Genomic DNA, 25,811 nt, shown 5'->3' with positions numbered 1-25,811 from the left:
GAATACTGTATTTATATACAGTTAACCACAGCGCCGGGCGCACGCGCTGCCCACTCATCCGATTTGCATCCTGCGCCCAGGCTCCTACAGTTTCGAACGTAGCGATCGCGCCGAGGCTCCACCATGCGCAGCGTCGAAAAAACCGCACCACCGGCCGCCAGCAAGGCCTTGCCAAAGATCCCCCGCAGCGTCTGGGCGCTGGGTTTCGTGTCGATGTTCATGGACATTTCCTCGGAGATGATCCACGCCCTGCTGCCGCTGTACATGGTCACCGTGCTCGGCACCTCGGTGGTGGCGGTGGGCGTCATCGAAGGCATTGCTGAGGCCACCGCGTCGATCACCAAGGTGTTTTCCGGCGCCCTCAGCGACCGCTTCGGCAAGCGCAAGCTGCTGACGGTGCTGGGCTATGGCCTGGGCGCGCTGACCAAGCCGGTGTTCCCGATGGCTTCGGGGCTGGAATGGCTGATCGGGGCGCGTTTCGTCGACCGGGTCGGCAAGGGTATCCGCGGGGCGCCGCGCGATGCGCTGGTGGCCGACGTGACCCCGGCCGAACTGCGCGGGGCGGCCTTCGGCCTGCGCCAGGCGCTGGACACGGTCGGCGCCTTCCTCGGGCCGCTGCTGGCGATCCTGCTGATGTGGCTGACCGCCAGCCACTTCCAGACGGTGTTCTGGGTGGCGGTGATCCCGGCGTTTCTGGCCGTGTACATTCTTGTCGCCTTCGTCCGCGAACCGCCGGCTTCGGCCGCGAAAAGCAGCGCCCGCTCGCCGCTGGCATGGCACCAACTGGCACGTTTGGGCCCGGCCTACTGGCGCCTGATCGGCCTGGCGATGGTGTTCACCCTGGGCCGTTTCAGCGAGGCGTTCCTGCTGCTGCGTGCCCAGGACATGGGCCTGGCGCCGCTGTGGGCGCCGGCCGTGCTGGTGTTGATGGCGCTGGCCTACGCGCTGTCGGCCTACCCCGCCGGCGCGCTGTCGGACCGCGTCGGCCGGCGCGGCGTGCTGATGACTGGGCTCGGCTTGCTGGTCGCGGCCGACGTGCTGCTGGCACTGGTGCCGGGCTGGGCCGGGCTGGCGCTAGGGGTGGTGGCCTGGGGGCTGCACCTGGGCTTTACCCAGGGCATCTTCGCGGCGCTGATCGCCGACAGCGCGCCGGCCCACCTGCGCGGCACGGCGTTCGGCCTGTTCAACCTGCTGACCGGGCTGGCGCTGCTGGCCGCCAGCGTGGTGGCGGGGCTGCTGTGGGATGGGCTGGGCTTTCAGGCCACCTTCCTGGTGGGCGCCGGTTTTGCCGGCGCGACCTTGCTGGGCGTCGCGCTGCGGGCGTCATGAATGCGGGTCGTGGCTGCGCACGCTGAAGGTCACCACCCCCCAGATGGTCAATTCGTCACCCTCCATGATGTAGCGTGGCGCAAACCGCGGGTTTTCCGAGCGCAGCACCACCTGCGCGCCAATGCGTTGCAACCGCTTGCACAAGGGTTCGCCGTTGACCGCGGCAATCACGATATGGCCGTGGCGCGCCTCGATCGAGCGGTCGACCAGCACCAGGTCGCCGTCGAAGATCCCGGCGCCCTGCATGCTGTCGCCGTCTATCCTGACCAGGTACATGTGCGGCGCGCGCAGGTTGAACAACTCGTCCAGCGAGATGGGTTGCTCCATGTGGTCCGCCGCCGGCGACGGGAACCCCGCCGGAACGCGAAACAGGTAGCGCGGCAGCGCCGCGCTGCCACAGGTGATCGGGCCCAGGATGGAAGCCATGTCACTGCCTTGAATAATAACTGTATGCATATACAGTAATGATATGCCTGCGGCCCGGTCAATCTCGGCGTAGGAAATTTCGACAAGTGGGGTGCATGCCATGTGCGGACGCTTCGCCCAGTACCAGGGCCTCGCCGATTACCTGCGTGAACTGGACGCCGAGCAGGACGTGATCAGCGGTTACGACAACCTGCCCATCGGCCGCTACAACGTCGCCCCTGGCAGCCGCGTGCTGATCCTGCACAACGCCGCCGATGGCCTGCGCATCGACCCTTGCCACTGGGGCTGGGCGCCGTTCTGGGCCACCGGCAAGCGGCCTGCGCCGATCAACGCGCGGGTGGAGACGGTGACCACCGGCAAGTTCTTCAAGGCCCTGTGGCCCCAGGGGCGGGCCCTGGTGATGGCTGATGGTTGGTACGAATGGGTAACCGACCCCAACGACCCCAAGCGCAAGCAACCCTATTTCATTCGCCTGAAAAGCCAGGCGCCGATGTTCATGGCGGCGCTGGCGCAGGTGCGTGTGGGGCTCGAGCCGAACGAGGGGGATGGCTTCGTGATCATCACCGCTGCCAGTGATGCCGGGATGGTCGATATCCATGACCGCCGGCCGCTGGTGCTGGCGCCGGCGGATGCGCGGGCGTGGATCGACCCCCAGGTGCCGGCCGCGCAAGCCGAGCGGCTGGCGCGCGAGCAGTGCTTGCCGGTGGAGGCGTTCGAGTGGTTTGCGGTGGGCAAGGCGGTGGGGAATGTGCGCAATGAAGGGGCTGAGTTGATCGTGATGCACGACGCGTGAATGGCGGGGGGTGTTCCGGCCCTATCGCCGGCAAGCCGGCTCCCACAAAGTACCTGTGTACTTTGTGGGAGCCGGCTTGCCGGCGATGGGGCCAGCCCATACACCTACACCTGCAGCTCAACCTCCGGCCGCTGCTCGAGGAACGACCACCCACCCTGCCCATCCACTTCCAGCCGATGGGTATGGAAGTCCGCCAGCGTGCTGCGATGCCCCACACTCACCAGCAAGGTCTGCGGCATCTCCCGGCGCAGCAGCGAATACAGCGCATGCTCCAGCCCTTCATCCATCGCCGACGTCGACTCATCGAGAAACACCACCTGCGGCCGGTTGAACAGCACCCGGGCGAACGCCAGGCGCTGCTGCTCGCCCACCGAGAGGATGTGCGACCAGTCGCAGCTCACCTCCAGCCGCTCAGCCAGGTGCGCCAGGTTGACCTGGCGCAGGGCCTGCTGCATGCGCGGCATGTCCTCGGCCGTGCCGCCGGCGGGGTAGGCGATGGCGGTGCGCAGGTCGCCCAGGGGCAAGTACGGGCGCTGGGAGAGGAACAACGCCTGGGTGCCCGTGGGCCGTCGCACTTCACCCTCGGCATACGGCCACAAGCCCGCCAGCGCGCGCAGCAGGGTGGTCTTGCCACTGCCCGAGGGGCCCTTGATCAGCAGCGCCTGGCCGGCGTGCAGGCGCAGGTCGAGGTTGGCGATCAGCGCATGGCCATCGGGGCGCAGCACCTGCAGCCCGCTGATGTCCAAGGCCTGCGCCTGCTCCTCGGTGAGCACCCGCGGCAATGCGGCGGCCTGCCGGTTGGCATCGAGAAAACCGGTCAGACGGTCGAGGGTGGCGCGGTATTGGGCGAAGGTGTCGTAGGACTCGCGGAAGAACGACAGCGAATCCTGCACCTGGCCGAACGCCTGGGAGGTCTGCATCACATCGCCCAGCTTGATCGCGCCACTGAAGAAGCGTGGCGCCTGGAGGATGAACGGGAACACCACGGCCACCTGGCTGACCCCAAGGTTGAAGCCGCTGAACTTCAGGTTCCGGTACACCAGCGCCCAGACATTGACGATCAGCGCGCCGAAGCGCCCGAGCAAGGTCGCCCGCTCCACCGGCGCGCCCTGGTAGAAGGCGATGTTCTCGGCGTTCTCGCGCAGGCGCATCAACGCGTAACGGAAGTTGGCGGTGAGTTTTTCGTTGAGGAAGTTCAGGCGGATCAGCGGCTGGCCGAGGCGGAAGGCAACCCACGTGGCGATCAGCACATACACATAGACGGCGAACACCATCGCCCGCGGGATCTCGTAGCCGGCCACCGTCAACGGCGCCGACAGCCCCCAGAGTATGCCGGTGAAGGCCACCAGCGACACCAGCGCGCTGACCGCGCCCAGCGCCAGCGACACCGAGTTGGTGACGTAGGCGTTGACGTCCAGCTCGATACGCTGGTCGGGGTTGTCCACCGGCTCGGCGAGGAACTGGCCGCGGTAGTAGGCATCGCCGTGCATCCAGTCACCGGTCAGGCGTTCGGTCAGCCACACGCGCCACTGGATGCTGAACGCCTGGGTCACGTAGAAGGTGAACAGCGCGCGCAGCACGTGGAGGGTCGCCAGCACCGCGAACACCCCCAGCAAGTACCAGAAGGCCGCCTGGTCGAGGGCCTGCAAGGCGCTGTAGAAGCCGTTGTACCAGAACGAGAACAGCACGTTCATGCGCACCGAGAACAGCGTCAGCACCAGCAGCAGGGCAAACCCGAGCAACGGCCGCCAACTGCGCCGGAAGGTGAAGTACGGGCCGGCCAGCTGCCAGAACTGCCGGCCCCAGCGCGTGTAGCGCACGGCCAGGGCAGCGGCGGCGGTGAAACCGATGAGGGTGATGAACGAGGCGATTGCAAGCCAGCTCAGGCTCTCTTGCAGGGCCTGGTGCCAGTTCATGTCCATGGGGGGGTATCCGTGCAGAGTGTTTCCGCGAGCGTAGCATTGTGCCGGGATTATTCTGGCCTAAATGACGGACATTTCATGTTGTCTGTACCGGCCCTATCGCCGGCAAGCCGGCTCCCACAGGTACAGAGGTACATAGGTGCTTTGTGGGAGCCGGCTTGCCGGCGATAGGGCCAGTGCAGCCAACGCCTAACCCAAAGCCTCCACCACCTTGGGGTCCAGCCCCTGCCCCGCATTGGCCGCTATCCACTCCCCCAGCTGCTGGCGCATCGCCGGGGTCCAGAAGCTCAACAGATGCTGCCGCACCCCCTTCACCGCCAGCTCATGGCTCGGCTCACAATCGAAATAATGGGCAATCTGGTTGGCCATCTTGACCAGGTTGTCACTGCTCATCGGCGCACCTCGGCTTGCTCTGCGCTGCGCCGCTCCTCGAGCAGGCGCCGCTGTTCGTCACTGAAGTCCTGGTAACGCTTCTGCCACTGCGACGGCTGGAACACCTTCACCACCTCCACGGCCGTGACCTTGTATTCCGGGCAGTTGGTGGCCCAGTCGGAGTTGTCGGTGGTGATCACGTTGGCGCCGGACTCGGGGAAGTGGAAGGTGGTGTACACCACCCCCGGCGCCACCCGGCCGCTGACCTTGGCGCGCAGCACCGTCTGCCCGGCGCGGCTGCCGATCCCCACCCAGTCGCCGTCGCGGATGCCACGGCTCTCGGCATCGGTGGGGTGGATTTCCAGGCGGTCGGCATCATGCCAGGCGACGTTGCCGGTGCGCCGGGTCTGGGCGCCGACGTTGTACTGGCTGAGGATACGCCCGGTGGTCAGCAGCAGCGGGTAGCGGCTGTTGACCTTCTCGTCGGTGGGCACGTAGCCGGTGAGCATGAAGCGCCCCTTGCCGCGCACGAACTGGTCGATGTGCATGGTCGGGGTGCCGTGGGGCGCTACGTCGTTGCACGGCCACTGCAGGCTGCCGTGGCGGTCGATCTCGGCGTAGCTGACGCGGCGAAAGCTCGGTGTCAGGCGGGCGATCTCGTCCATGATCTCGGACGGGTGGCGGTAGTGCATCGGGTAGCCCAGGGCGTTGGCCAGGGCCACCGTGGCTTGCCAGTCGGCCTTGCCGGCCAGCGGCTCCATCACCTTGCGCACCCGCGAAATGCGGCGCTCGGCGTTGGTGAAGGTGCCGTCCTTTTCGAGGAACGAGCTGCCCGGCAGGAACACGTGGGCGAACTTGGCCGTTTCGTTGAGGAAGATGTCCTGCACCACCACGCACTCCATGGCGCGCAGGGCGGCGGTGACGTGCTGGGTGTTGGGGTCGCTCTGGGCGATGTCCTCGCCCTGGCAGTACAGGGCCTTGAAGCTGCCATCGAGCGCGGCTTCGAACATGTTGGGGATGCGCAGCCCCGGGTCGGGCTGCAAGGTCACGCCCCAGGCCTGCTCGAACTCGGCACGCACGCCTTCGTTGGAAATGTGCCGGTAGCCGGGCAGCTCGTGGGGGAACGAGCCCATGTCGCACGAGCCCTGCACGTTGTTCTGCCCGCGCAGCGGGTTCACCCCTACCCCTTCGCGGCCGATGTTGCCGGTGGCCATGGCCAGGTTGGCGATGGCCATCACCGCGGTGCTGCCCTGGCTGTGCTCGGTCACGCCCAGGCCATAGTAGATGGCCGCGTTGCCGCCGGTGGCGTACAGCCGGGCGGCGGCGCGGATTTGTTCGGCAGGCACGCCGCACACCGGCCCCAGAGATTCCGGTGCGTTCTCGGGCAGGCTGACGAAGTCGCGCCAGCGGGCGAAGTCCTCGGTTTCGCAGCGGGCATCGATGAAGCGCTGGGCCAGCAGGCCCTCGCTGACGATCACATGGGCCAGGGCATTGAGCATGGCCACGTTGGTGCCTGGGCGCAGTTGCAGGTGCAGCTCGGCGCGGGCGTGGGGCGAGTCGACCAGGTCGATGCGCCGCGGGTCGATGACGATCAGCCGCGCGCCCTGGCGCAGGCGGCGCTTGAGCTGCGAGCCGAACACCGGGTGCGCGTCGGTGGGGTTGGCGCCGATCACCAGCACCACATCGGCCTGCATCACCGAGTCGAAGCTCTGGGTGCCGGCCGACTCGCCCAGGGTCTGCTTGAGGCCGTAGCCGGTGGGGGAATGGCAGACACGCGCGCAGGTGTCGACGTTGTTGTTGCCGAACGCCGTGCGCACCAGTTTCTGCACCAGGTAGGCCTCTTCGTTGGTGCAGCGGCTGGAGGTGATGCCGCCAATCGAATCGCGCCCGTACTTGAGCTGGATGCGCCGGAACTCGCTGGCGGCGTAGGCCACCGCCTCGTCCCAGCTGACTTCCTGCCACGGGTCTTCCAGGCGTTTGCGGATCATCGGCCGGGTGATGCGGTCCGGGTGGGTGGCATAGCCCCAGGCGAAGCGGCCCTTGACGCAGGCGTGGCCGTGGTTGGCGCCGCCGTTCTTGTCCGGGACCATGCGCACCAGCTGGTCGCCCTTCATCTCGGCGCGGAACGAACAGCCCACGCCGCAATAGGCGCAGGTGGTGATCACCGCCCGCTCGGGCTGGCCGAGCTGCACCAGGCTTTTTTCAGTGAGGGTCGCGGTCGGGCAAGCCTGCACGCAGGCGCCGCAGGACACGCATTCGGAGGCCAGGAAGTTGTCGCCGCCCGCGGCGGCCACCCGTGATTCGAAACCACGCCCGGTGATGGTCAGGGCAAAGGTGCCTTGGATGTCTTCGCAGGCGCGCACGCAGCGGCTGCAGACGATGCACTTGCTGGGCTCGTAGTCGAAGTACGGGTTGGAGGTGTCCTTTTGCTCGGCCAGGTGGTTGGCGCCGGCATAGCCGTAGCGCACCTCGCGCAGGCCGACCTGGCCGGCGACGGTCTGCAGCTCGCAGTTGCCGTTGGCCGAGCAGGTCAGGCAGTCCAGCGGGTGGTCGGAGATGTACAGCTCCATCACGTTGCGGCGCAGGTCGGCCAGGCGCGGGGTCTGCGTGCGCACCACCATGCCTTCGCTGACCGGCGTGGTGCACGAGGCCGGGTAGCCGCGCATGCCGTCGATCTCGACCATGCACATGCGGCACGAGCCAAAGGCTTCGAGGCTGTCGGTGGCGCACAGTTTGGGGATGCTGGTGCCGAGCAGCGCCGCGGCGCGCATCACCGAGGTGCCGGCGGGCACGCTGATGCTGCGCCCGTCGATGTTCAGGCTGACCTGTACGTCGCTGTCGCGGGCGGGGGTGCCCAGGTCGCTGGCGGGGTCGAAGTAGTTGATCACTGGGCGGCCTCCGGGGTGGTCAGGCCGAAATCGGCGGGGAAGTACTTGAGCGCGCTGGCCACCGGGTAGGCGGTCATGCCGCCCATGGCGCACAGCGAGCCGTATTGCAGGGTGTCGCACAGGTCGCGCAGCAACAGGGCCTGGTCGTGGCGCTCCGTGAAGCCGCTGCTGGCGATCAGCCGGTCGACCACCTCCATGCCGCGGGTCGAGCCGATGCGGCACGGGGTGCACTTGCCGCAGGATTCCTCGGCGCAGAACTGCAAGGCAAAGCGCGCCATGCTGGCCATGTTCAGGGTGTCGTCGGCCACCACCACCCCGCCGTGGCCCAGCATCGCGCCCATGGCGGCGAAGGCCTCGTAGTCCAGTGGCGTGTCGAAGTGGCTGGGCGGGACCCAGGCGCCAAGCGGGCCACCGACCTGGGCGGCCTTCAACGGCCGGCCGCTGGCGGTGCCGCCGCCGTAGCCTTCCACCAGCTCGCGCAGGGTCAGGCCGAAGGCACGCTCGACCAGGCCGCCATGGCGGATGTTGCCGGCCAGCTGGAAGGCCATGGTGCCCAGCGAACGGCCCATGCCGAAGTCGCGGTAGAACGCCGCGCCCTTGGCCAGGATGACCGGCACCGACGCCAGGGTGAGCACGTTGTGCACCAGGGTCGGCTGGCCGAACAGGCCTTGCAGGGCCGGCAGCGGCGGCTTGGCGCGGACGATGCCGCGCTTGCCCTCGATGGACTCGAGCAACGCGGTTTCCTCGCCGCAGATGTAAGCACCGGCGCCCTCGCGCACTTCCAGGTCGAACGCCTGGCCGCTGCCGGCCACGTCCGCGCCCAGGTAGCCGGCAGCGCGGGCGATGGCGATGGCCTGGCCCAGCACGCGGATGGCGTCGGGGTATTCCGAGCGCACATAGAGGTAGCCTTTGCTGGCGCCCACGGCAAGACCTGCGATGAGCATGCCTTCGATCAGCAGGAACGGGTCGCCCTCCATCAGCATGCGGTCGGCGAAAGTGCCGGAGTCGCCTTCGTCGGCGTTGCACACCACGTACTTCTGCCCGGCCACGGCGTCGCGCACGGTTCGCCACTTGATGCCGGCCGGGAACGCCGCGCCGCCGCGCCCGCGCAAGCCGGAGTCGAGCACGGCCGCGACCACCTCGGCAGCGCCCAGGGCCAAGGCCCGCTCAAGGCCGGTGAAGCCGCCATGGGCGCGGTAATCGTCCAGCGACAGCGGCCGGGTGATCCCCGCCCGGGCGAACAGCAGGCGTTGCTGGCTTTTCAGGTAAGGGATCTGCTCGACCGGCCCCAGCGCCAATGAATGGCCGCCCGGCTCGCCGGCCAAGGCATCGAGCAGCGCGGGCACCGCCTCAGGCGTGACCGGGCCAAAGCCGTTGCGCCCTTGCGGGCCATCGCACTCCACCAGCGGCTCCAGCCAATAAAGGCCGCGCGCGCTGGTGCGCTGGATGTCGATGGGCAACTGCCGGCGCTCGGCCTCGCGCTGCAGGGCCGCGGCGACCTGGTCGGCGCCCACGGCTCGCGCCACGGAATCACAGGCAATGAACAGCTTCAGCATGCTGCGTCCTCCAGGCAACCGTTCACCAGCGCCCGCAGGCGTTCGGGGGTGAGCCGTGCATGCACCTGGCCGTCCAGCTCCAGGGCCGGCGAACAGGCGCAGGCGCCCAGGCAATACACCGGGCGCAGGCTGATGGCGCCGTCGGCGCTGGTGCCGTGGTCGTCCAGCGCCAGCTGGTCACGCAGTTGCGCGGCCAACGCTTCGCTGCCGCGGCTCTGGCACGACTCGGCCCGGCACAGGCGCAAGGTATGGCGGGCCGGCGGCGAGGTGCGGAAGTCGTGGTAGAAGCTGATCACCCCGCGCACCTCGGCAAGGCTGAGGTTGAGGGCGTGGGCGACCTGAGGCACGGCGGCCTCGGGGATGAAACCGATGGCGTCCTGGATGGCGTGAAGGATCGGCAACAGGGCGCCGGGGGCGTCCTTCTCGCGGCTCAGGATGCTCTGGATGGCAGGCAGGTGAAGCAGTTCATCAGGCATTCAGCGGACCTCGGCATCACGGACCCTGCCTGGATGGGTAGGCGGGGCAGGTATCCGGCGTGTTCTGCTGCGGCATACCGGCCACGCCACGGTTGCGTGTCGGCCGCCTCCTTGCCGATGGCCGTGCGTCTGCGCGCACTGGGCTCACGGCATCACACAAGCATGGCACTTGTAGCGCCAGGCAGATGCATGCGAGCGACCAGGCGCGTCCTGAAACCGACCCGCTCAGAACAGCTCGATGGGCAGGCTGACGATCAGCCGATTCTCGGTGAAGTCGTTCGTGCCGAAATCACGCCCCACCTTGGCATTGATCCAGCGAACGCTCAGCCCCTGCAGCCGGCGGAACTGGAAGGTGTAGGTGAGCGCCACATCACGCTCCCATTCGCGCCCATCCGCCGTGTCGTCATTGCGCACCTGGTCGCCATGGGTATAGCGCGCCAGCAGCATCAAGCCGGGGATGCCCAATGCGGCAAAGTTGTAGTCGTAGCGCAGTTGCCAGGAGCGCTCGTTGGCGTACACGAAGGTGTTGGCGAACATGTCGTTGGCCAGGGTGCTGCCCAGGGTGCGGTCGATGGTGACCCAGCCATCCTCCCCGTACATCCGCTGCAAGCCCAGGTAGAAGCGGTGGCCGCCGTGCGCGGCCGACAGCAGCAGCGACGCCGCCTGGTTGTCCAGTTGCCCCGCGAAGGCTCGCCCCGCCTCGCGCGTGTCGAAGGCGCCGAGCACGCCGCCGAGCGTCCAGCCACCCAGCGGCTGGGCATGGGCAATGCTGTAGTAGTTCTGCCGGTAGACGTCTTGCAGCTCGGCCGTCCATGCACCCAGCACCGACGCCTGGCCCAGGCGGTACTCACCGCCCAGGAAGGTGAAACGGTCCGAGGTGGCCGTTGCCACGGTGCGGCCGGCGATCGATGGATAAAGCGCTTCGCTGTCTGCCGCACTGCGCGGGCTGAAGGCGTGGATGCGCCCGGCCTGCAGGGTGAGGTGGTCGATGGCGTTCGAGGTGAGCACGGCGCCCTGGAAAGTCTGCGGCAGCAGGCGGCCGTCGTTGTAGCGCAAGATCGGCAGCTCTGGCAGGAGTTCGCCCACACGCAATTCGGTACGCGCCAGGCGCACCTTCGCGGTCAGGCCCAGCCGCCCGTAATCACCCGGGGCGCGGCCGTCATCATGGTCATAGGGCAGCAATTCGGTGCCGGTGCGGTCCGGGCTGCTGTCCAGCTTCACGCCCAACAGCCCCAGCACATCCAGCCCGGCGCCGAGCCCCCCCTGGCTATAACCGGAGGTGGCTTTGAAGATGAAGCCCTGGGCCCATTCCTGGCGCTGGCTTTGCACCGCGCCGGTGTCGCGGTAGTCGCGATCGAAGTAGTAATTGCGCAGCAGCAACGTCGCCTTGCTTTCGTCGACGAGCCCCGCATCGGCATCCACTGCGCAGGCGCACAGGCACAGCAAACCCGCCCAGCCAGTGGGCAGCTTGACGTTCAACATGGCGAATTCCTTTGTTGTACTTGTTGTGGAATACGGCGGTCGTGACTTACTGCACCAGCAACAGCGCCCCGGAGACGAAGGCGAAGATCAGCACGAAGCGCCTCAGGCGCGCTTCATCGAGGTAATTGCGCACCCAGTTGCTGGCGATCACACCCAGCGCCAAGGGCAAGCACAGGGCCAGCACCGGCGACAGCTGTTCGGTGCGCAGATGCCCGCCCAGGGCCAGCACCACCAGCGAGATCACCTCCCCCACCAAAAAGCACAGCGCCACCGACCCTCTCAAGGTGGCCACCGGCGAGTGCTGGTACACCAGAGCAAGCGGCGGGCCACCGACGCCGGTGGCGGTTTCGGTGATGCCGGTGATGACCCCCGTGGAAATCAGCGCCCGCCGCCCCGGCACGAAGGAGGGCGCCATCCAGGTGACCAGGCAGGCGGCGATGGTCGACAGGCCGATGAACAGGTTCAGCTGCGAAAGCGGCAGCCAGAGCAGGATCCACACCCCGCCAAAGGTGCCGGCGAAGCGCCCCAGGGTGATCCACGAACTGCCCCTGAAGTCGATGGCGCGGCGTTCGCGCCAGGCGACGGCGGCGTTCAACGGCAGCATGAGGATCAACAGGCTCACCGGCAGCGTCTGGGGCGCCAGCAGGCCCATCACCGGCGCCACGATCAGCGCGAAGCCCATGCCGGTGGCGCCCTGGACGAGCGCGCCGCAGGCCACGGCGACGGCGATGAGGTACAGGGGGTCGAAAGGTAGATTCATTTTTTGCTCGTTCCACGGGAGTTACGCCACAGTCGGCAGGGGATGCACTTTATGGATGGGCGCCTGGTGCACGACGCTTCTGGCCAGCTCGTCCACCTGGCGCATCAGCGCGCGGGCGTCCCAATCGGTCGGCCAGCCTTGCCACAGGCGCAGCTTGCCGTGCACCACGACGGCCTGGATCTGCTCGCGGTTGGCCAGCCGGACCAGGTCCCAGCTGAGGTTCCACGACGGCAGCAGCTCCGGCACCGCCAGGTCCACCAGCAAAAAATCCGCCGCCCGGCCGGCGGCGATGCTGCCGGTCACCTGGCCCAGGCCCAGCGCATCGGCGGCCTGGCGGGTCGCCATGTCGAGCCACAGCTGGCCACCGCCACACACCGAGTCGCCGACCGGCAAGCCATGGGCAAAGCGTTGCGCCGCCTCGGCGTAGTCGAGCAGGCGGAAGCCATCGCCGCGGGTGCCGTCGGTGCCGAGCGCCACGGGGATGCCCAGGCAGTGCATCAAATGCGCCTGGGCCACGGCATTGCCCTTCCAGGCACTGGCCACCGGGTTGTAGCTGACCGTGGCGCCGCTCTCGCGCAACAGGCAGATTTCGTTCGAAGTGAGCAGCGTTGCGTGGGCGAGCAGCGCCCCAGGGCCCAGCGCACCGGCCCGGTGCAGGTGCTCCAATGGGCGCACGCCATAGCGTTCGAGCGAGCGCTCGACCGCGACCAGGTGCTCGTTGACATGGCTCTGGAACACCCTCCCCGCTTCACGGCACAGGCCATACACCGCCCCCAGGGTGCTGTCGGTGGCAATTTCCGGGATCGGCACCGCCAGGGACGGCGTGATCAGCGGGTCATTGTCCCACTGCGCGAGGTGTTGCTGCGCCCGCGAAAGCACCCCGGCGGCATCCAGCACCCGCTCACCTTCGAGGTCGTTGCAGGTTTTTGCCAGCACGCAGCGCATGCCCACTTCATGCACCGCCTGGGCGATGGCCTCGACCCCTTCCCTGGAACGGGTACCGGCATCGCACACGGTGGTGAAGCCGCCGCGCAGCGATTCGAACGCCGCCAGCTTGCTGGTCAGGTACAGCAGGTCGGTATCGAGCGAGCCCTCGAGCGGGATCCACACCCGCCGGAAGATCTCCGACGGCTCGCCAAACACCAGCCCTTTGCCAAAGCTCTGGCTGAGGTGGTGATGGGTATCGATGAAGCCGGGCATGATCAACTGGTTTTCCAGCCGTAGCAGCGCATGGCCTGGGTACCGGGCCTGCAGCAGCGCCAGCGGCCCGACGTCGGCAAAGCGGCCATCGACCACCAGCACGGCCTGCTCACGGCGCGGCCCTTCGGGCAGCAACAGCCAGTCAGGGGCCAGCAACTGGCCGGCAGCCAGCAGTTGTTCAGGCGCAAGCGCCAAATGCTTGGAAACAATGGAGTTCATAGATGAGCCTTAGTGTACGCGTCAGGGATTGAGCAGCTTGGCCTTGGCATCTGCCGAAGAGGCTTTGGCGCCCGTGCAATGGAAGAGGAAGTTCATGACCGCCGCGGTGAGCGCGCCCATGGCCACGCCATTACCGAGCAGGCCGGCCACGCCACTGGGGAACTGGCTGTAGACGCCCGGCACGAGAATCGGCAGCAGGCCGACTGCCAGGGCGACAGACACCACGTACAGGTTGCCGTGGCTGCGCATGTCCACTTTGCGCAGCATGTCGATGCCCATGGTGCCGACGATGGCGAACACGATCAGGCTGGTGCCGCCGACCACGGCCTCGGGCACGCCTTCGATCAGCCGCGCCAGCGGCGCCAGCACGGCGAACAGCAGCAGCAACACCCCGGAAACGGCCGTTACATAGCGTGAGCGCACCTGGGTGGCGCGGATCACACCGATGTTCTCGCCGCTGGTGATGATCAGCGAAGTGCCCATGAAGCCGCCCAGGATCGAGGTCAAGGCGTCCCCGCGAATGGTGCGCACCACATCGCGGTCGACATCCAGGGGCTTGTCCACCGCCTCGCTGATCGCCACCGTCTGCCCCGTGGCCTCGACCATCGAAACCAGGCAAAACAGCATCAGCGGGATGGAGGCGAACAGGTCGAAGTGCGGCACGCCAAAGGGCATGAAGGCAGGGAGGCTGAACAGCGGGGCGTCACCGCCGCCTGAATAATCGAAAGCGCCCAGCGCCACCGCCAGCAAGCTGCCCCCCAGCAGGCCGAGCAGAATCGACAGCTGCGCCAGCATGCCCCGCAACAGCCGGGCGCAGGCCACGGTGATGGCGATGGTGGCGAAGGCCAGCAGCAGTTGCTCGGGCGCGGCGAAGTGGCTGCTGCCAGGCTGGCCGACGATCAACTGCCCCGAGAGCTTGACCAGGTTGACCGCCACCAGCAGCAACATGGTGCCGACCACCACGGACGGAAAAAACCGCAGCAGCCGTCGGAACAGCGGCAATACCAGGAAGTAGAACGCGCCCGTGAGGATCACCGCACCGGACGCGGTGGCGACCCCGTTCTGCTGGGCGATCAGGATGAACAGCATGATCGGCGCGCCGCCCGGCAGCATGATGAACGGCAGCCGCGCGCCACAGCCGCGCAGGCCCAGCGACTGCACCAGCGTGCCCAGGCCGCAGACCAGGAAGGTGGCGCTGAGCAACTGCAGGGTCAACGCACTGGAAAAGCCCAGCGCGGTGGCCATCAGGAACACCGAGGCAATCGGCGATGCCGCCATCACCAGCACATGCTGGGCACCAAACATCAACAGCTGGCGCCAGGGCAGGCGCTCGTCAACAGGGCAAAGCGGTGTATCCACGCGATTCGGCATATCCCACCTCAAGCTGAGCCGCCTTGGGCGGCCCATTGAATTATTGTTATTAAGCGCTGGGTGAAGCCGCCTGGAAAATGCAGGCATTTACCAGACCAAATCGATTTTTATACTTACCCAAATCGATTTGGTTGAAATCTAGCCCCAACCCTTGGCAGTGTCAACGGCTGTTCGACACGGGCCGGCAAGTAGCCGCTGACTTTGTGGCAGCGTATAACTGCGGCCATCGTTCAAAGAGCCGCCCCGCCCATGCCCAGCAGCCCTTCTCGCCGCCCCACCATCGCCGATGTCGCCGACGCTGCAGGCGTTTCGCGCACTACCGTTTCCCACGCCTTGAACGACCGCGGGCAGGTCGACCCGCAAACGCGGGCCATGGTCAAGGCCGTGGCCGAGCGCCTTGGCTACAGCCCCAACCTGCGCGCCCAGCGCCTGCGCACCGGCCGCGCCAATGCCATCGCCCTGCTTTCGTCCATGCCATTCGCGGTTGCCGGTGGCTCGTCGCGCCTGGGCTTTTTGATGGAGATCGCCGCCACCGCGACCGAGGCAGCCATGCGCCAAGGCGTGGCACTGGTGCTGGTGCCGCCGATGGACGAAGCGCAGGCATTGCTGCACACGCTGGACATCGACGGCGCGGTGATCATCGAACCGGTCGCCGACGACCCCAACGTCGCCTGCCTGCGCAAGCGTGGGGTAACCGTGGTGACCATCGGGCGCCAGCCCGAGGCCCGAGAGGCGCTGCCGTACATCGACATGCACGGCGAACAGACCGGCGCGCTGCTGCTCGAGCACCTGCAGCGACAGGGCGCACGGCACATCGGCCTGATCATCGGCGCGCAGGCCCGGCATTCCTACCTGGACATGGAGCGGGCCTACCGCGCCTATTGCGCGCGCCACGGCCAGGTGGCGGCGATCGTGCGGGCCGATGAAGGCGGTGGCGAAGCGGCGGGCGCGGCGGCCTGCCTGCAACTGCTGCAGGCACACCCTGGCATCGACGGCCTGTGCGTGCCGGTCGACGCCTTCGCCACCGGCGCCGTGCAGGCGCTGCAGGGCAGCGGGCGGCAGGTGCCGGAGGATGTGAAAGTGGTCACCCGCTATGACGGCTTGCGTGCGCGGGAATGCTCCCCACCCCTGACATCGCTGGACATGCACCTTGAAGAGGTGAGCGCGCTCGCCATCGAACTGCTGTTCGAACACATCAACGGCACTGGCGCGCGCGAATGCATCCATGCCCCCATGCCCAGCCTGGTGGTGCGCGACTCAACCCGGCAGGCATAGCGCCATTCGCGCCACTTGATGGATTTTCCATGCCTGGATGACGCAATTTTCACATACGGCAGATTAGCGTCACCGCCTTTCGGCAGCGTGCCCACTTGGCCGCCGCCATGGTTCTAAGAGGCAAACGTGGCAAACACTGCATCCCCATCCGCGCCCAAGCGCGTGGACTGGGCCGGCCTGGGCTGGCTCCTGCTGTTCTTCTGGTACTTCTCCGGCGTCACCCAGGCGCTCTTGCTGTTCAGCGGCACGACCGGCTTTGCCGGCTTTCGTGACTCGCTGTTCCTCAGCACCCTGTGGCTTGCCCCGGTGCTGTTGCTGCCGCGTTTCACCCGCGCCACCACCGCAGTCATCGGCCTGGTGCTGTGGGCTGCCTCGCTGGTAGGGCTGAGCTACTTCGGCATCTATCGCCAGGAGTTCTCGCAGAGCGTGATCTTCGTGATGTTCGAGTCGAACACCGCCGAAGCCGGGGAATATTTCAGCCAGTACTTCAACATCTGGCTGATGCTGGCGTTGCTGCTGTACACCGTGGGCGCCGTGCTGCTGTGGAAACGCGTGCGGCCGGTCACCCTGCCCCTGCGCAGCCGCCTGCCGGTGGTGCTGCTGTTGCTGGCGGCCACCCTGGTGTTCCCGTTCTACAAGCAGATGGTCACGCAGGAACGCAACTTCGCCGACGCCCTGGAGAAGGTCCAGCAGCGCATGGAGCCTGCGGTGCCGTGGCAACTGCTGGTGGGCTACAAACAGTACCGCCAGCAGCTCGACAACATGCAAGCCCTGCTCGCCCAGAACGCCGCGCTGCCGCCCTTGCAGCAGCTGCAGGACAGCAGCGGCGACGCCCCGCGCACCCTGGTGCTGGTGCTGGGCGAGTCGACCACCCGCGAGCACATGCACCTGTATGGCTACAACCGCGACACCACGCCCAACCTCGACGCCCTGGCCGCCAGCGACAAGGGCCTGACGGTGTTCCAGAACGTGGTTTCGCCGCGCCCCTACACCATCGAGGTGATGCAGCAGATCCTGACCTTCGGCGACGAGCAGAACCCTGACCGCTTCCTCACCGACCCGTCGCTGATCAACTTGATGAAACAGGCAGGCTACAAGACCTTCTGGATCACCAACCAGCAGACCATGACCAAGCGCAACACCATGCTCACCACCTTCTCCCAGCAGACGGACGAGCAGGCGTACCTGAACAACCAGCGCAGCCAGAACGCCAGCCAGTACGACGATGTGGTGCTCGCGCCGTTCGAAAAGGCCCTGCAGGACCCGGCCAAGAACAAGTTCATCATCATCCATCTGCTTGGCACGCACATGGACTACCGCTACCGCTACCCGCAGGGCTACGAGCACTTCACCGACCGCCAGGGCGTACCTGCGGCGCTGAGCGACAGCCAGGTGGAAACCTACAACTTCTATGACAACGCGGTGCGCTACAACGACTACGTGGTGTCGAGCCTGATCAAGCGCTATGCGGCCACCACGCCCAACGGCTTCTTGATGTACCTGTCGGACCATGGCGAGGACGTGTACAGCTCCGGCGACCATGACCGCCTGGGCCGCAACGAAGGCGCGCCGACCCGGCCGATGTACACCATCCCGTTCCTGCTGTGGACGTCCCCCAGCTGGCAGGCAGCCCACCCGCGTGACCTGCAGGCCCTGGCCAACCGGCCGTACAGCAGCTCGCACCTGATCCACACGCTGTCGGACCTGGCTGGCCTGAGCTACGACCGCTTCGAGCCGGCGAAAAGCCTGGTGAGCCCGCAGTTCGTGGTGGCGCCGCGCTGGATCGGCGACCCGTACCGCAAGGACGGCCTGCACGAGTTCGACAAGCTGCCCCAGGACAAGGCCGAGCAGGTGCAGAAAACGGCCGACATCAGCCAGGAACAACCCGCCAGGCACTGAGCCCTTAGCGCCTGCCCAGTGCCAGCCGTGCGGCAAACAGGACGAACACCAGGCCTGTCGCACGGTCCATCCACTGGATGACCCTGCCCCGGCGCAACACACCCGCCAGTGACTGTGTTGCGCCGATCAGGGCCATCGACCAGAGCAACCCCAGGGCCACGTGAATGCCCACCAGGCCGAATGTCCAGGCCACCAGCGGCTGGCCCTGCGGGATGAACTGCGGCAGGAAGGACACGTAGAAAATCCCCACCTTCGGGTTCAGCAGGTTGCCCAGCATGCCTTTGAGGAACCAATTGGCTTGCCCGCGCCCCTCCCCTGCAACGGCCCCCAGCGACTGCCTGGGCCGCACCAGCATGTTCACTCCCAGCCACGCCAGGTAGGCGGCGCCGCAGTACTTGAGGATGTCGTAGGCCAGCGCCGACACCGCAAGCAGTGCGCCCAGGCCAAAGGCAACCGCAGCGCCCCACAGCAGGCAACCGGCATTGATGCCCAGCGCGGCACGCAGCCCTTGCTGGCGGCCCTCCACGGTGGCGGTGCGCAGGATCAGCGCGGTATCCAGGCCCGGGGTCAGGGTCAGCAAGGTGGCAGCGAAGGTGAAGGCAAGCAGGTTGTCGGCAATGGACATGGGCATTCGTGCCTGAGGGTGAAATGGCTTGAGGTTAGCATGCCTCCCCCGGCGCTCATCGCAGGCGACTTGCTTTTTACATATGGAAATCCGTATATTCGATTATCCATATGTAAAGGGCCCTGCCATGCTCACTCCTCCCGAGGTCTTCAAAAGCTTGTCCGACGAGACCCGCGTGCGTGCCACGCTGCTCATCACCCGCCTGGGCGAGCTGTGCGTCTGCGAGCTGATGTGCGCCCTGGACGACAGCCAGCCGAAGATCAGCCGCCACCTGGCGCAACTGCGCAGCAGCGGCCTGCTGCTCGACCGTCGCCAGGGCCAGTGGGTGTATTACCGCCTCAACCCCGAATTGCCCGCCTGGGTGCACGAGATGCTGCAGCTGACCTTGCAGGCCAATGCCCAATGGCTGCAGGACAACGCCTCGCGCCTGCAGAACATGGACGGCCGGCCCGTTCGTGACGCCGCCTGCTGCTGACCCCTCGAGCGAGCCTGCCATGCTGATTGCAGTAGCTGTCTTCGTCTTCACCCTGGTTCTGGTCATCTGGCAACCCAGAGGCCTTGGCGTCGGCTGGAGCGCGGCGCTGGGCGCGCTCATCGCACTGGCTGCCGGCGCGGTTTCCCTGCAAGACATCCCCACCGTCTGGGCCATTGTCTGGAATGCCACGGCCACCTTCATCGCCGTCATCATCATCAGCCTGTTGCTGGATGAGGCAGGCTTTTTCGAGTGGGCCGCCCTGCACGTGGCGCGCTGGGCAAAAGGCAGTGGCTACCGCTTGTTCGCCTTTTGCGTGCTGCTGGGCGCTGCGGTGTCGGCACTGTTCGCCAACGATGGTGCGGCGCTGATTCTTACGCCCATCGTCATGTCGATGCTGGTCGCTTTGCGCTTTTCGCCGGCGGCGACGCTGGCATTCGTCATGGCCGCAGGCTTCATTGCCGACACGGCGAGCCTGCCGCTGGTGGTCTCCAACCTGGTGAACATCGTCTCGGCCGACTACTTCAAGCTCGGCTTCGCCGAGTATGCCTCGGTGATGGCACCGGTGAACCTGGCCAGCGTGGCCGCGACCTTGCTGGTGCTGTTCGTGTTCTTTCGTCGCGACCTGCCAAGGCACTACGCCCTTGAAGCGCTGCAACAGCCCAGCGCAGTCATCCGCGACCGCGCCACATTCGTGGTGGGCGGGTGGACCCTGCTGTTGTTGCTGGTCGGCCTGTTCGCACTGGAACCGCTGGGTATCCCGATCAGCGCGGTGGCTGGCATGTGCGCAGCGCTGTTGTTCGCGGTCGCCGCGCGCGGCCACAAGATCTCTACCCGCCGCGTGCTGCGTGAGGCGCCCTGGCAAGTCGTGGTCTTTTCCCTGGGCATGTACCTGGTGGTATACGGCTTGAAAAATGCCGGGCTCACCGATTTGCTCACGCAGCTGCTCGACCGCCTGGCCGAGCACGGCGTGTGGGGCGCCGCCTTGGGTACTGGCCTGCTTTCAGCGCTGTTGTCGTCGGTCATGAACAACATGCCTAGCGTGTTGATCGGCGCGCTGTCGATCCAGGCGAGCGGCGCGGACGGGCTGGTGCGCGAGGCGATGATCTACGCCAACGTCATCGGCTGCGACCTGGGGCCCAAGATCACCCCCATCGGCAGCCTCGCCACGCTGCTCTGGCTGCATGTGCTGGAACGCAAGGGGGTACGCATCACCTGGGCGTACTACTTCAAGGTCGGCATTATCCTGACCCTGCCCGTTCTGCTGATCACCCTTAGCGCCCTGGCCCTGCGCCTGAGCTACTGAAACCCGACCTGAACCGAGGAGCCTTTCATGCGAGTTCTTTTCATGTGCACGGCAAACAGCTGCCGCAGCATCCTGTCCGAAGCCTTGTTCAACCACATGGCCCCCGCCGGGTTCGAGGCGATCAGTTCCGGCAGCTTCCCCAAGGGCCAGGTGCTGCCGCGTAGCCTCAGCACCCTGCAGCAAGCCGGCATTTGCATCGAAGGCCTCAGCAGCAAAGGTAACGATGCCTTCGAAGGCAACCCGCCCGATATCGTCATCACTGTTTGCGACAAGGCCGCCGGCGAAGCCTGCCCGGTGTATTTCGGCCCGGCGCTGAAAGCCCACTGGGGGCTGGCGGACCCGTCCGACGTCACAGGCAACGAAGCCGCCATAAGCGCCGCCTTCAGCGCGACCCTCGCCCATATCGAAAAACGTTTCCAAGCCTTCTTTGCACTGCCTTTCGACGCCCTCGACCGTGACCAGCTCAAGCACGAGCTGGCCCGGATCGGCGCGCTCTGAGCAGGAGGACCCCATGTCAGAAGAACTGCCCAACCTCGACCTTTCCCTGTTCGATACTCCTCCCGCCAAGGCGCGCAGCAGCGAGCACAAGCCGCGCATCCTGCTGCTCTACGGATCGACCCGCGAGCGCTCCTTCAGCCGCCTGCTGGTGGAAGAAGCCGCGCGCCTGCTCGAGCATTTCGGCGCCGAAACCCGCATCTTCAACCCCTCCGGCCTGCCCCTGCCTGACGATGTGCCGGTCGAGCATCCCAAGGTGCAGGAGCTGCGCGAGCTGGTGCAGTGGTCCGAAGGCCAGGTCTGGTGCTCGCCGGAGCGCCATGGCGCGCTGTCGGCGGTGTTCAAGGCGCAGATCGATTGGATACCCCTGGCGCTTGGCGCGCTGCGGCCTACCCAGGGCAAGACCTTGGCGGTGATGCAAGTGTGCGGGGGGTCGCAGTCGTTCAATGTGGTCAACCAGCTGCGCGTGCTCGGGCGTTGGATGCGCATGTTCACCATTCCCAACCAGTCGTCGGTGCCCAAGGCTTACCTGGAGTTCGATGAGGCTGGGCGGATGAAGCCTTCGGCGTATTACGACCGGGTGGTGGATGTGATGGAGGAGCTGGTGAAGTTCACGTTGTTGCTGCGGGATCGGCAGGAGTACTTGGTTGATCGGTATTCGGAGCGTAAGGAGAGTGCTGAGGCATTGTCTTCGCGGGTGAATCAGCGGGCGATTTGAAGGGGCGGATGCCAGACGCTGTTGGTAAAACTAGCGGCCTGTGCGATTGATTCGAATGCAGCGGAAGCCCAGCTCGCCTGAGCACATCGGGATTTGAACCCGTATCCTTCCTCAGCCCCTTTTCCCTTGCCAGGAGTCATGGCTACCACCTAAGCTCGACGCCTGCTTACACAAATACAAAGGCATGGAGAGCACATGAAAGTAACAGCACTTACCGGACTTATACTACAAATCAACAAAGTTATTGATTCCGGAAAATATAACGACATCAGCATTTCCGAAGTACACAGCGCGATAGACTCCCAAAGACTACTGCGATTCATGAAAGAAAAGTGCGGCAAAGACATTGACCTCAGCATCCACTTAGAGAGTAGAGCCTATGGTGACTTTGAGGCGTACTATGAAGAAAAAATCAATCAAATCTACAATGCCTATGCAGGGGATGAAAGACGTAAATGGGGCGTCGAAAATTTAGGGCTGTGTCTAGTCCTGGCGTGGACAAACGAAATCATACAGTGGGGCGAAGGACTACAGCTATCCTGATAGAACCTATGGGGGCAACATCAAAAGGGACAAAATTTTGACTGCATACACCCCGCTCGTGCTGAAGCATTAACGAAAAAAGGCGGCAACAGCCCAATACATAAGGGCTTAGACGCCTTTTTACGTATGCGGAAGCGCGCATAAATTGGTGTGTATTAGCATAGATGGACGTATGGCTTACCCATTTTTTGCCATAAGCTAAATTACCGCGCGTTAAGCTACAACGTGAAACCGGAAGGACAGCGCTTACGAATCGCCTTCTTAGAGTAAGTCAGCCACTATTAAGACAACCGCACTGACGCCTTCAACTTCGACAGCATAGCAACCCAGGAAGGCGACCAAATTTGCGGTGAAAAATGTGCGAAATCAAGAACCAAGCCTGATTGCCTCCCCAAACTATGCAAAGCCAAGTGAGACTATACATGGCCCTTGACCTTTTTACACCTATAGTATCTGACGAAGAGCAACACCCAATATTCCAAATGATACTTAACGAAGCGTACACACCCGAAAGATCAATAATTACGAGCTGGGCAGAAGGCTTCGAAGATCGAGACGGAAAATTTATAACTGAGTTTCAAAAAACCTTTGAATCTTCATTCTGGGAACTCTACCTGCACGCAGCCCTAAAAGACTTTGGCTTTGAAATTAACTTAGAACATCACGCGCCAGACTTTGCCATAGAGAGCCCTACTCCATTTTTACTAGAAGCGACTATTGCCGCTCCTCCAGCCGGAGGGAGGCCTCCCATAGGCGCAACCAAGGAAGAACTACCCAAAGACTTCACTGAATTCAACATTGAATCAACTCTTCGAATTTGCAACAGCTTTGACAGTAAATTAAAAAAATATCGTAAAAGCTACTCCAAACTTGATCACGTAAAAGACAAGCCATTTGTAATCGGAATAGCATCTTTTGACCGCCCACACTCACACTTTGCTGCAGGCCGAAGCATCATGGCCGCATTGTATGGAATTTATCATGATGAAGCAGCCACAAAACCAACTGACGAACGCGTCCCCTCTTACAACGTTAGTGCCGCGCCAAAAAATGAGAATACCAATATTGAAGTCGGCCTATTTTGCGACGACACGTACCCAGAGGTATCAGCAGTAATTTATAGTTGCTTAGCCACTTGGGGAAAAGTCAGAGCCTTAGCCGACAACCCCGACGCACTGACAATTTATCAAACAGTCCACCCCCGCGAAGGCAGCATACTTCCTGAAGTACGAAGCACAACAAAGAAAGACTACCATGAACATCTGTTAGATGGACTCTACGTACTACATAATCCGTTTGCCACCAATCCACTACCTCGCGGCCTGCTCAATCACGAACGCATTTGTGAAGTATCTGTAGCCAATGACGGAGAACTAATCATGGATGCCCCTGACGACTTCCTATTATTGCGCATGCTCTTCTCTGCAATCCCTAAATAGTGCCAAAGCCTACTAGACAACCGCCCAGTAATCGATACCGATGTTCACCCCGATTGAGCTGAATAGCAATGAAAAGGCGCCCAAGCACCGAGATATCGGCACTTGAGCGCCTTTCTTCCTTCCAGCATAAGCGTATGCATTGGCATGAAATAGTGCATGGCTTACCCAATGGGGCAACACCCAATAGGCCGAGCTAAGGACTTTATAACATCTGTCCTGTCGGGCACAACTGAGGCACCTTGAAGGATTGAGCATGCTCTGCTCAGGCAGCTCTAGGAACAAGGGGCTCAGTGTTTCGACTTTATTCCGTACCAGTTTTCTACCAAAGAAAAAGCCCAGCTCTCGACTGGGCTTCTAAAGGCTAAGCTATGCAGAGTCGGTTACGCTATCAAATCCCCGCGATAAAACGCCTAAATAGCTCACCATACTGGGCAGTAGGAATTTCTGCAAGCTTATTCCCGTGACGGATGTAGAACTGCCCTCCGTAACTTGATGGTTCGCTTTGAGCACAAGCTTCAAATACGAATATGGTCTTATCATAATACCGTACAGACTTTATGTTTCGAGCAACGTAATCCCGCAACGGCTCAGACAATGCAGATTGTTTAATTCTTGTGGTCAACTCCATGAACAAATCATCCAGACTCTTGTTTAACGCACCGGCTTCATGTTCGACACCCGTGATAAAAAAACGATCAAAAGGCGTGGGGTTCACACCATATAGGGCACTAACTCGTTGCGCATCTGCGTCGGTATCCGCGACACCAACCAGGACATAACCGCGAACGCCCTTACGCAGATTGGATATACCAACTAGAGTTTTTAAAATTTTTTCAAAACTATCTTCATCAAACGTATTCTTACCATCCAAACGCAAGAAACCCTGCTTGAAGTCATAGCACGCTTGCTCAGTGTATGACTGGGTCAGGATATTTTCCATCTGGGTTATCCAGCGAACCTTCCCAGGATCATATCCTTGCGACGGCCCAAATGCAGCGCCATAGATACCTGCGACCGCATTAACAGAATTCAAACGATCCTCAGCTCCCCATCGCCCGCCCTCCGGAACGTTAATCTGCTTTCCACTACCATCCATCAACTTAATAAGTTGATCTTGATCCACCACCTCCTGCCCTTGAACTACAATCAATTTATGCAGGGCGAGGAACACGACCTGGAAATAGCGTGGGGCGCGGGGTGGCTGTGCCCCGAAAAGAAGCTGTCCGAGCGTCTTCCCGCTGCGCTTTAGAGTAAGTTTCAGCTGATCCAATACTCGCTGAAAGTCAAGAGTAACAACTTCTACGGTATTTTTCTGTACGGCAAGCTCTATTTGATCATAGCGTGCTTGAGAGCTTTCGCCTTCGCTGTACCCAAAGAAATCATCTAAGACTTCGCTCCGAGATGGCGGCTTGACGTCCAACAGCATAAAGGCCAGCACATCCGCCACAACTTCCTCATCACGAGACTCGCGAACCTGCTCTTTGGTCAACACCCCTTGCTTGATCCAGAACATCTCATCGACATCAATGCCGTAATCCAACTCTTTGTTCGTAATCGAGATCTTTTTCATCTCATTAAGAGGGAGCTCATCGGACGAAGAAACATCTCCGCGAACTTTGGATGCGACATATCGAACAGACTGTGCAAAATGTCCTGTACTACCAGCAATGCGCAATTCCTGGCGAGACAGCTTTCGACCGCCGGAATTGATTCGACGAAAAACCTCGTCAACCTCCCCATCGCCCGAAAACTCATAAATTGAAAGGGGAATTGTATAGGAAGCAATCGCAACACAAGCTTCGCGAGGCAGAATAGGCTCTCGCTGCTCGATGATACCCGCATCAAGCAGCGCCTTCGTCTCAGCCATGGTATTCAAATCAAAATACATACCGTCAACTGAATACTCATTTTCGATATAACCGAATATTGCATTTAGTCGCTGCATCCCATCGATTATCTCAAACTGGCCAACTCCAGAGGCACCTTGACGCTCTGCGAGTAGGACGATAGGAACAGGGTAGCCAGAGCGCAGCGAGTCGATAAATCGACGCTTTTCTTCAAGCGTCCACACCAGCTTACGCTGGTACCGACGGTTGACCATGTACTGTCGCGACTGATAATTACCAAACACCCTTTCAACTGACTCACCTTTCACGGTGAGATCCTGCCTTTTTGAATCGTCCACTCGGCCTCTCCTAGGCTTGTCCGTGTTGCCGTCCAGTTTAAGGGTTGGCTTGTCATCCGA

General features: G+C 63.4%; 22 protein-coding genes. 10 read left to right on the top strand and 12 right to left on the bottom strand.

Translation table 11 applies throughout. The annotated features are described in order from the left end of the window. The first annotated feature begins 123 nt into the window (after nucleotides 1-123). A complete protein-coding gene (locus tag ACIPG5_RS01300) occupies nucleotides 124-1,329 on the top strand; it encodes an MFS transporter (protein ID WP_401372942.1) in 1,206 nt (401 codons plus the stop codon). On the opposite strand, the gene ACIPG5_RS01295 is transcribed toward ACIPG5_RS01300, so the two are convergent. After that, nucleotides 1,324-1,755, bottom strand: a complete 432-nt coding sequence (locus ACIPG5_RS01295) for a LexA family transcriptional regulator (protein ID WP_236238328.1) — start codon at nucleotides 1,753-1,755, stop codon at nucleotides 1,324-1,326. The two genes, ACIPG5_RS01300 and ACIPG5_RS01295, sit on opposite strands and share 6 nt — an antisense overlap. 100 nt (nucleotides 1,756-1,855) lie before the next feature. Between ACIPG5_RS01295 and ACIPG5_RS01290 the strand changes: the two genes are divergently transcribed. Continuing rightward, nucleotides 1,856-2,548, top strand: coding sequence for an SOS response-associated peptidase family protein (locus tag ACIPG5_RS01290; RefSeq protein ID WP_401372940.1), 693 nt, complete (start codon nucleotides 1,856-1,858; stop codon nucleotides 2,546-2,548). A 104-nt stretch (nucleotides 2,549-2,652) separates the two neighbouring features. Here the strand turns inward: ACIPG5_RS01290 and ACIPG5_RS01285 are convergent, their stop codons facing one another. The 9 genes from ACIPG5_RS01285 to ACIPG5_RS01245 all read right to left on the bottom strand — a co-directional run bounded on the left by ACIPG5_RS01285 (nucleotide 2,653) and on the right by ACIPG5_RS01245 (nucleotide 14,794). Then, on the bottom strand, nucleotides 2,653-4,470 hold the full coding sequence (locus ACIPG5_RS01285; RefSeq protein WP_401372938.1) for an ABC transporter ATP-binding protein/permease: 1,818 nt from the start codon (nucleotides 4,468-4,470) through the stop codon (nucleotides 2,653-2,655). Nucleotides 4,471-4,659: 189 nt separating this feature from the next. Beyond that, entirely contained in the window at nucleotides 4,660-4,863 is a 204-nt protein-coding gene (locus tag ACIPG5_RS01280; protein ID WP_176512130.1) for a formate dehydrogenase subunit delta, read from the bottom strand. Further along, on the bottom strand, nucleotides 4,860-7,730 hold the full coding sequence (gene fdhF / locus ACIPG5_RS01275) for a formate dehydrogenase subunit alpha (RefSeq protein ID WP_401372936.1): 2,871 nt from the start codon (nucleotides 7,728-7,730) through the stop codon (nucleotides 4,860-4,862). The genes ACIPG5_RS01280 and fdhF overlap by 4 nt, the downstream gene beginning before the upstream one ends. Further along, on the bottom strand, nucleotides 7,727-9,286 hold the full coding sequence (locus ACIPG5_RS01270) for a formate dehydrogenase beta subunit (protein ID WP_401372934.1): 1,560 nt from the start codon (nucleotides 9,284-9,286) through the stop codon (nucleotides 7,727-7,729). Before ACIPG5_RS01270 ends, fdhF begins: the two co-directional genes overlap by 4 nt. Continuing rightward, nucleotides 9,280-9,762, bottom strand: a complete 483-nt coding sequence (locus ACIPG5_RS01265; RefSeq protein ID WP_286915098.1) for a formate dehydrogenase subunit gamma — start codon at nucleotides 9,760-9,762, stop codon at nucleotides 9,280-9,282. Before ACIPG5_RS01265 ends, ACIPG5_RS01270 begins: the two co-directional genes overlap by 7 nt. 225 nt (nucleotides 9,763-9,987) lie before the next feature. Continuing rightward, complete coding sequence (locus ACIPG5_RS01260) at nucleotides 9,988-11,244, bottom strand: OprD family porin (protein ID WP_401372931.1); 1,257 nt, start codon at nucleotides 11,242-11,244, stop codon at nucleotides 9,988-9,990. 46 nt (nucleotides 11,245-11,290) lie between these two features. Continuing rightward, nucleotides 11,291-12,004 (bottom strand): sulfite exporter TauE/SafE family protein, encoded by a 714-nt coding sequence (locus ACIPG5_RS01255; RefSeq protein WP_176512135.1) that lies wholly within the window; start codon nucleotides 12,002-12,004, stop codon nucleotides 11,291-11,293. A 21-nt stretch (nucleotides 12,005-12,025) separates the two neighbouring features. Next, entirely contained in the window at nucleotides 12,026-13,423 is a 1,398-nt protein-coding gene (locus ACIPG5_RS01250; RefSeq protein WP_236238337.1) for an amidohydrolase family protein, read from the bottom strand. A gap of 21 nt (nucleotides 13,424-13,444) precedes the next feature. Continuing rightward, a complete protein-coding gene (locus ACIPG5_RS01245; RefSeq protein ID WP_176512137.1) occupies nucleotides 13,445-14,794 on the bottom strand; it encodes a uracil-xanthine permease family protein in 1,350 nt (449 codons plus the stop codon). Nucleotides 14,795-15,043: 249 nt separating this feature from the next. On the opposite strand from ACIPG5_RS01245, the gene ACIPG5_RS01240 reads away from it, so the two are divergent. Next, on the top strand, nucleotides 15,044-16,069 hold the full coding sequence (locus ACIPG5_RS01240; protein WP_401372928.1) for a LacI family DNA-binding transcriptional regulator: 1,026 nt from the start codon (nucleotides 15,044-15,046) through the stop codon (nucleotides 16,067-16,069). 126 nt (nucleotides 16,070-16,195) lie between these two features. Beyond that, on the top strand, nucleotides 16,196-17,968 hold the full coding sequence (locus ACIPG5_RS01235) for a phosphoethanolamine transferase CptA (RefSeq protein WP_401372926.1): 1,773 nt from the start codon (nucleotides 16,196-16,198) through the stop codon (nucleotides 17,966-17,968). Between the two features lie 4 nt (nucleotides 17,969-17,972). Here the strand turns inward: ACIPG5_RS01235 and ACIPG5_RS01230 are convergent, their stop codons facing one another. Then, nucleotides 17,973-18,593 (bottom strand): LysE family translocator, encoded by a 621-nt coding sequence (locus ACIPG5_RS01230; RefSeq protein WP_176512140.1) that lies wholly within the window; start codon nucleotides 18,591-18,593, stop codon nucleotides 17,973-17,975. A 127-nt stretch (nucleotides 18,594-18,720) separates the two neighbouring features. On the opposite strand from ACIPG5_RS01230, the gene ACIPG5_RS01225 reads away from it, so the two are divergent. The 6 genes from ACIPG5_RS01225 to ACIPG5_RS01200 all read left to right on the top strand — a co-directional run bounded on the left by ACIPG5_RS01225 (nucleotide 18,721) and on the right by ACIPG5_RS01200 (nucleotide 23,566). Then, a complete protein-coding gene (locus ACIPG5_RS01225; RefSeq protein ID WP_176512141.1) occupies nucleotides 18,721-19,068 on the top strand; it encodes a metalloregulator ArsR/SmtB family transcription factor in 348 nt (115 codons plus the stop codon). Between the two features lie 19 nt (nucleotides 19,069-19,087). Continuing rightward, nucleotides 19,088-20,371, top strand: a complete 1,284-nt coding sequence (locus ACIPG5_RS01220; protein ID WP_401372923.1) for an arsenic transporter — start codon at nucleotides 19,088-19,090, stop codon at nucleotides 20,369-20,371. A 27-nt stretch (nucleotides 20,372-20,398) separates the two neighbouring features. After that, nucleotides 20,399-20,869 (top strand): arsenate reductase ArsC, encoded by a 471-nt coding sequence (locus ACIPG5_RS01215; protein WP_401372921.1) that lies wholly within the window; start codon nucleotides 20,399-20,401, stop codon nucleotides 20,867-20,869. 13 nt (nucleotides 20,870-20,882) lie between these two features. Continuing rightward, nucleotides 20,883-21,584: an arsenical resistance protein ArsH gene (gene arsH, locus ACIPG5_RS01210; RefSeq protein WP_401372919.1), complete on the top strand. Its 702-nt coding sequence runs from the start codon at nucleotides 20,883-20,885 to the stop codon at nucleotides 21,582-21,584. Between the two features lie 195 nt (nucleotides 21,585-21,779). Further along, on the top strand, nucleotides 21,780-22,127 hold the full coding sequence (locus ACIPG5_RS01205) for a hypothetical protein (protein WP_401372917.1): 348 nt from the start codon (nucleotides 21,780-21,782) through the stop codon (nucleotides 22,125-22,127). Between the two features lie 422 nt (nucleotides 22,128-22,549). Further along, nucleotides 22,550-23,566 carry a glycosaminoglycan attachment site gene (locus ACIPG5_RS01200; RefSeq protein ID WP_401372915.1) on the top strand — a complete coding sequence of 339 codons (1,017 nt, stop codon included), beginning with the start codon at nucleotides 22,550-22,552 and terminating at the stop codon, nucleotides 23,564-23,566. Nucleotides 23,567-23,954: 388 nt separating this feature from the next. Here the strand turns inward: ACIPG5_RS01200 and ACIPG5_RS01195 are convergent, their stop codons facing one another. Then, a complete protein-coding gene (locus tag ACIPG5_RS01195; protein ID WP_401372913.1) occupies nucleotides 23,955-25,751 on the bottom strand; it encodes a DUF262 domain-containing protein in 1,797 nt (598 codons plus the stop codon). Nucleotides 25,752-25,811 lie beyond the last annotated feature (60 nt).

This window comes from Pseudomonas sp. NPDC087029 (assembly GCF_044745345.1).
GTDB classification, from domain to species: domain Bacteria; phylum Pseudomonadota; class Gammaproteobacteria; order Pseudomonadales; family Pseudomonadaceae; genus Aquipseudomonas; species Aquipseudomonas faucium.
Note: the sequence above shows the minus strand (reverse complement) of the source record. Positions and strands in the feature narration are given on the sequence as shown.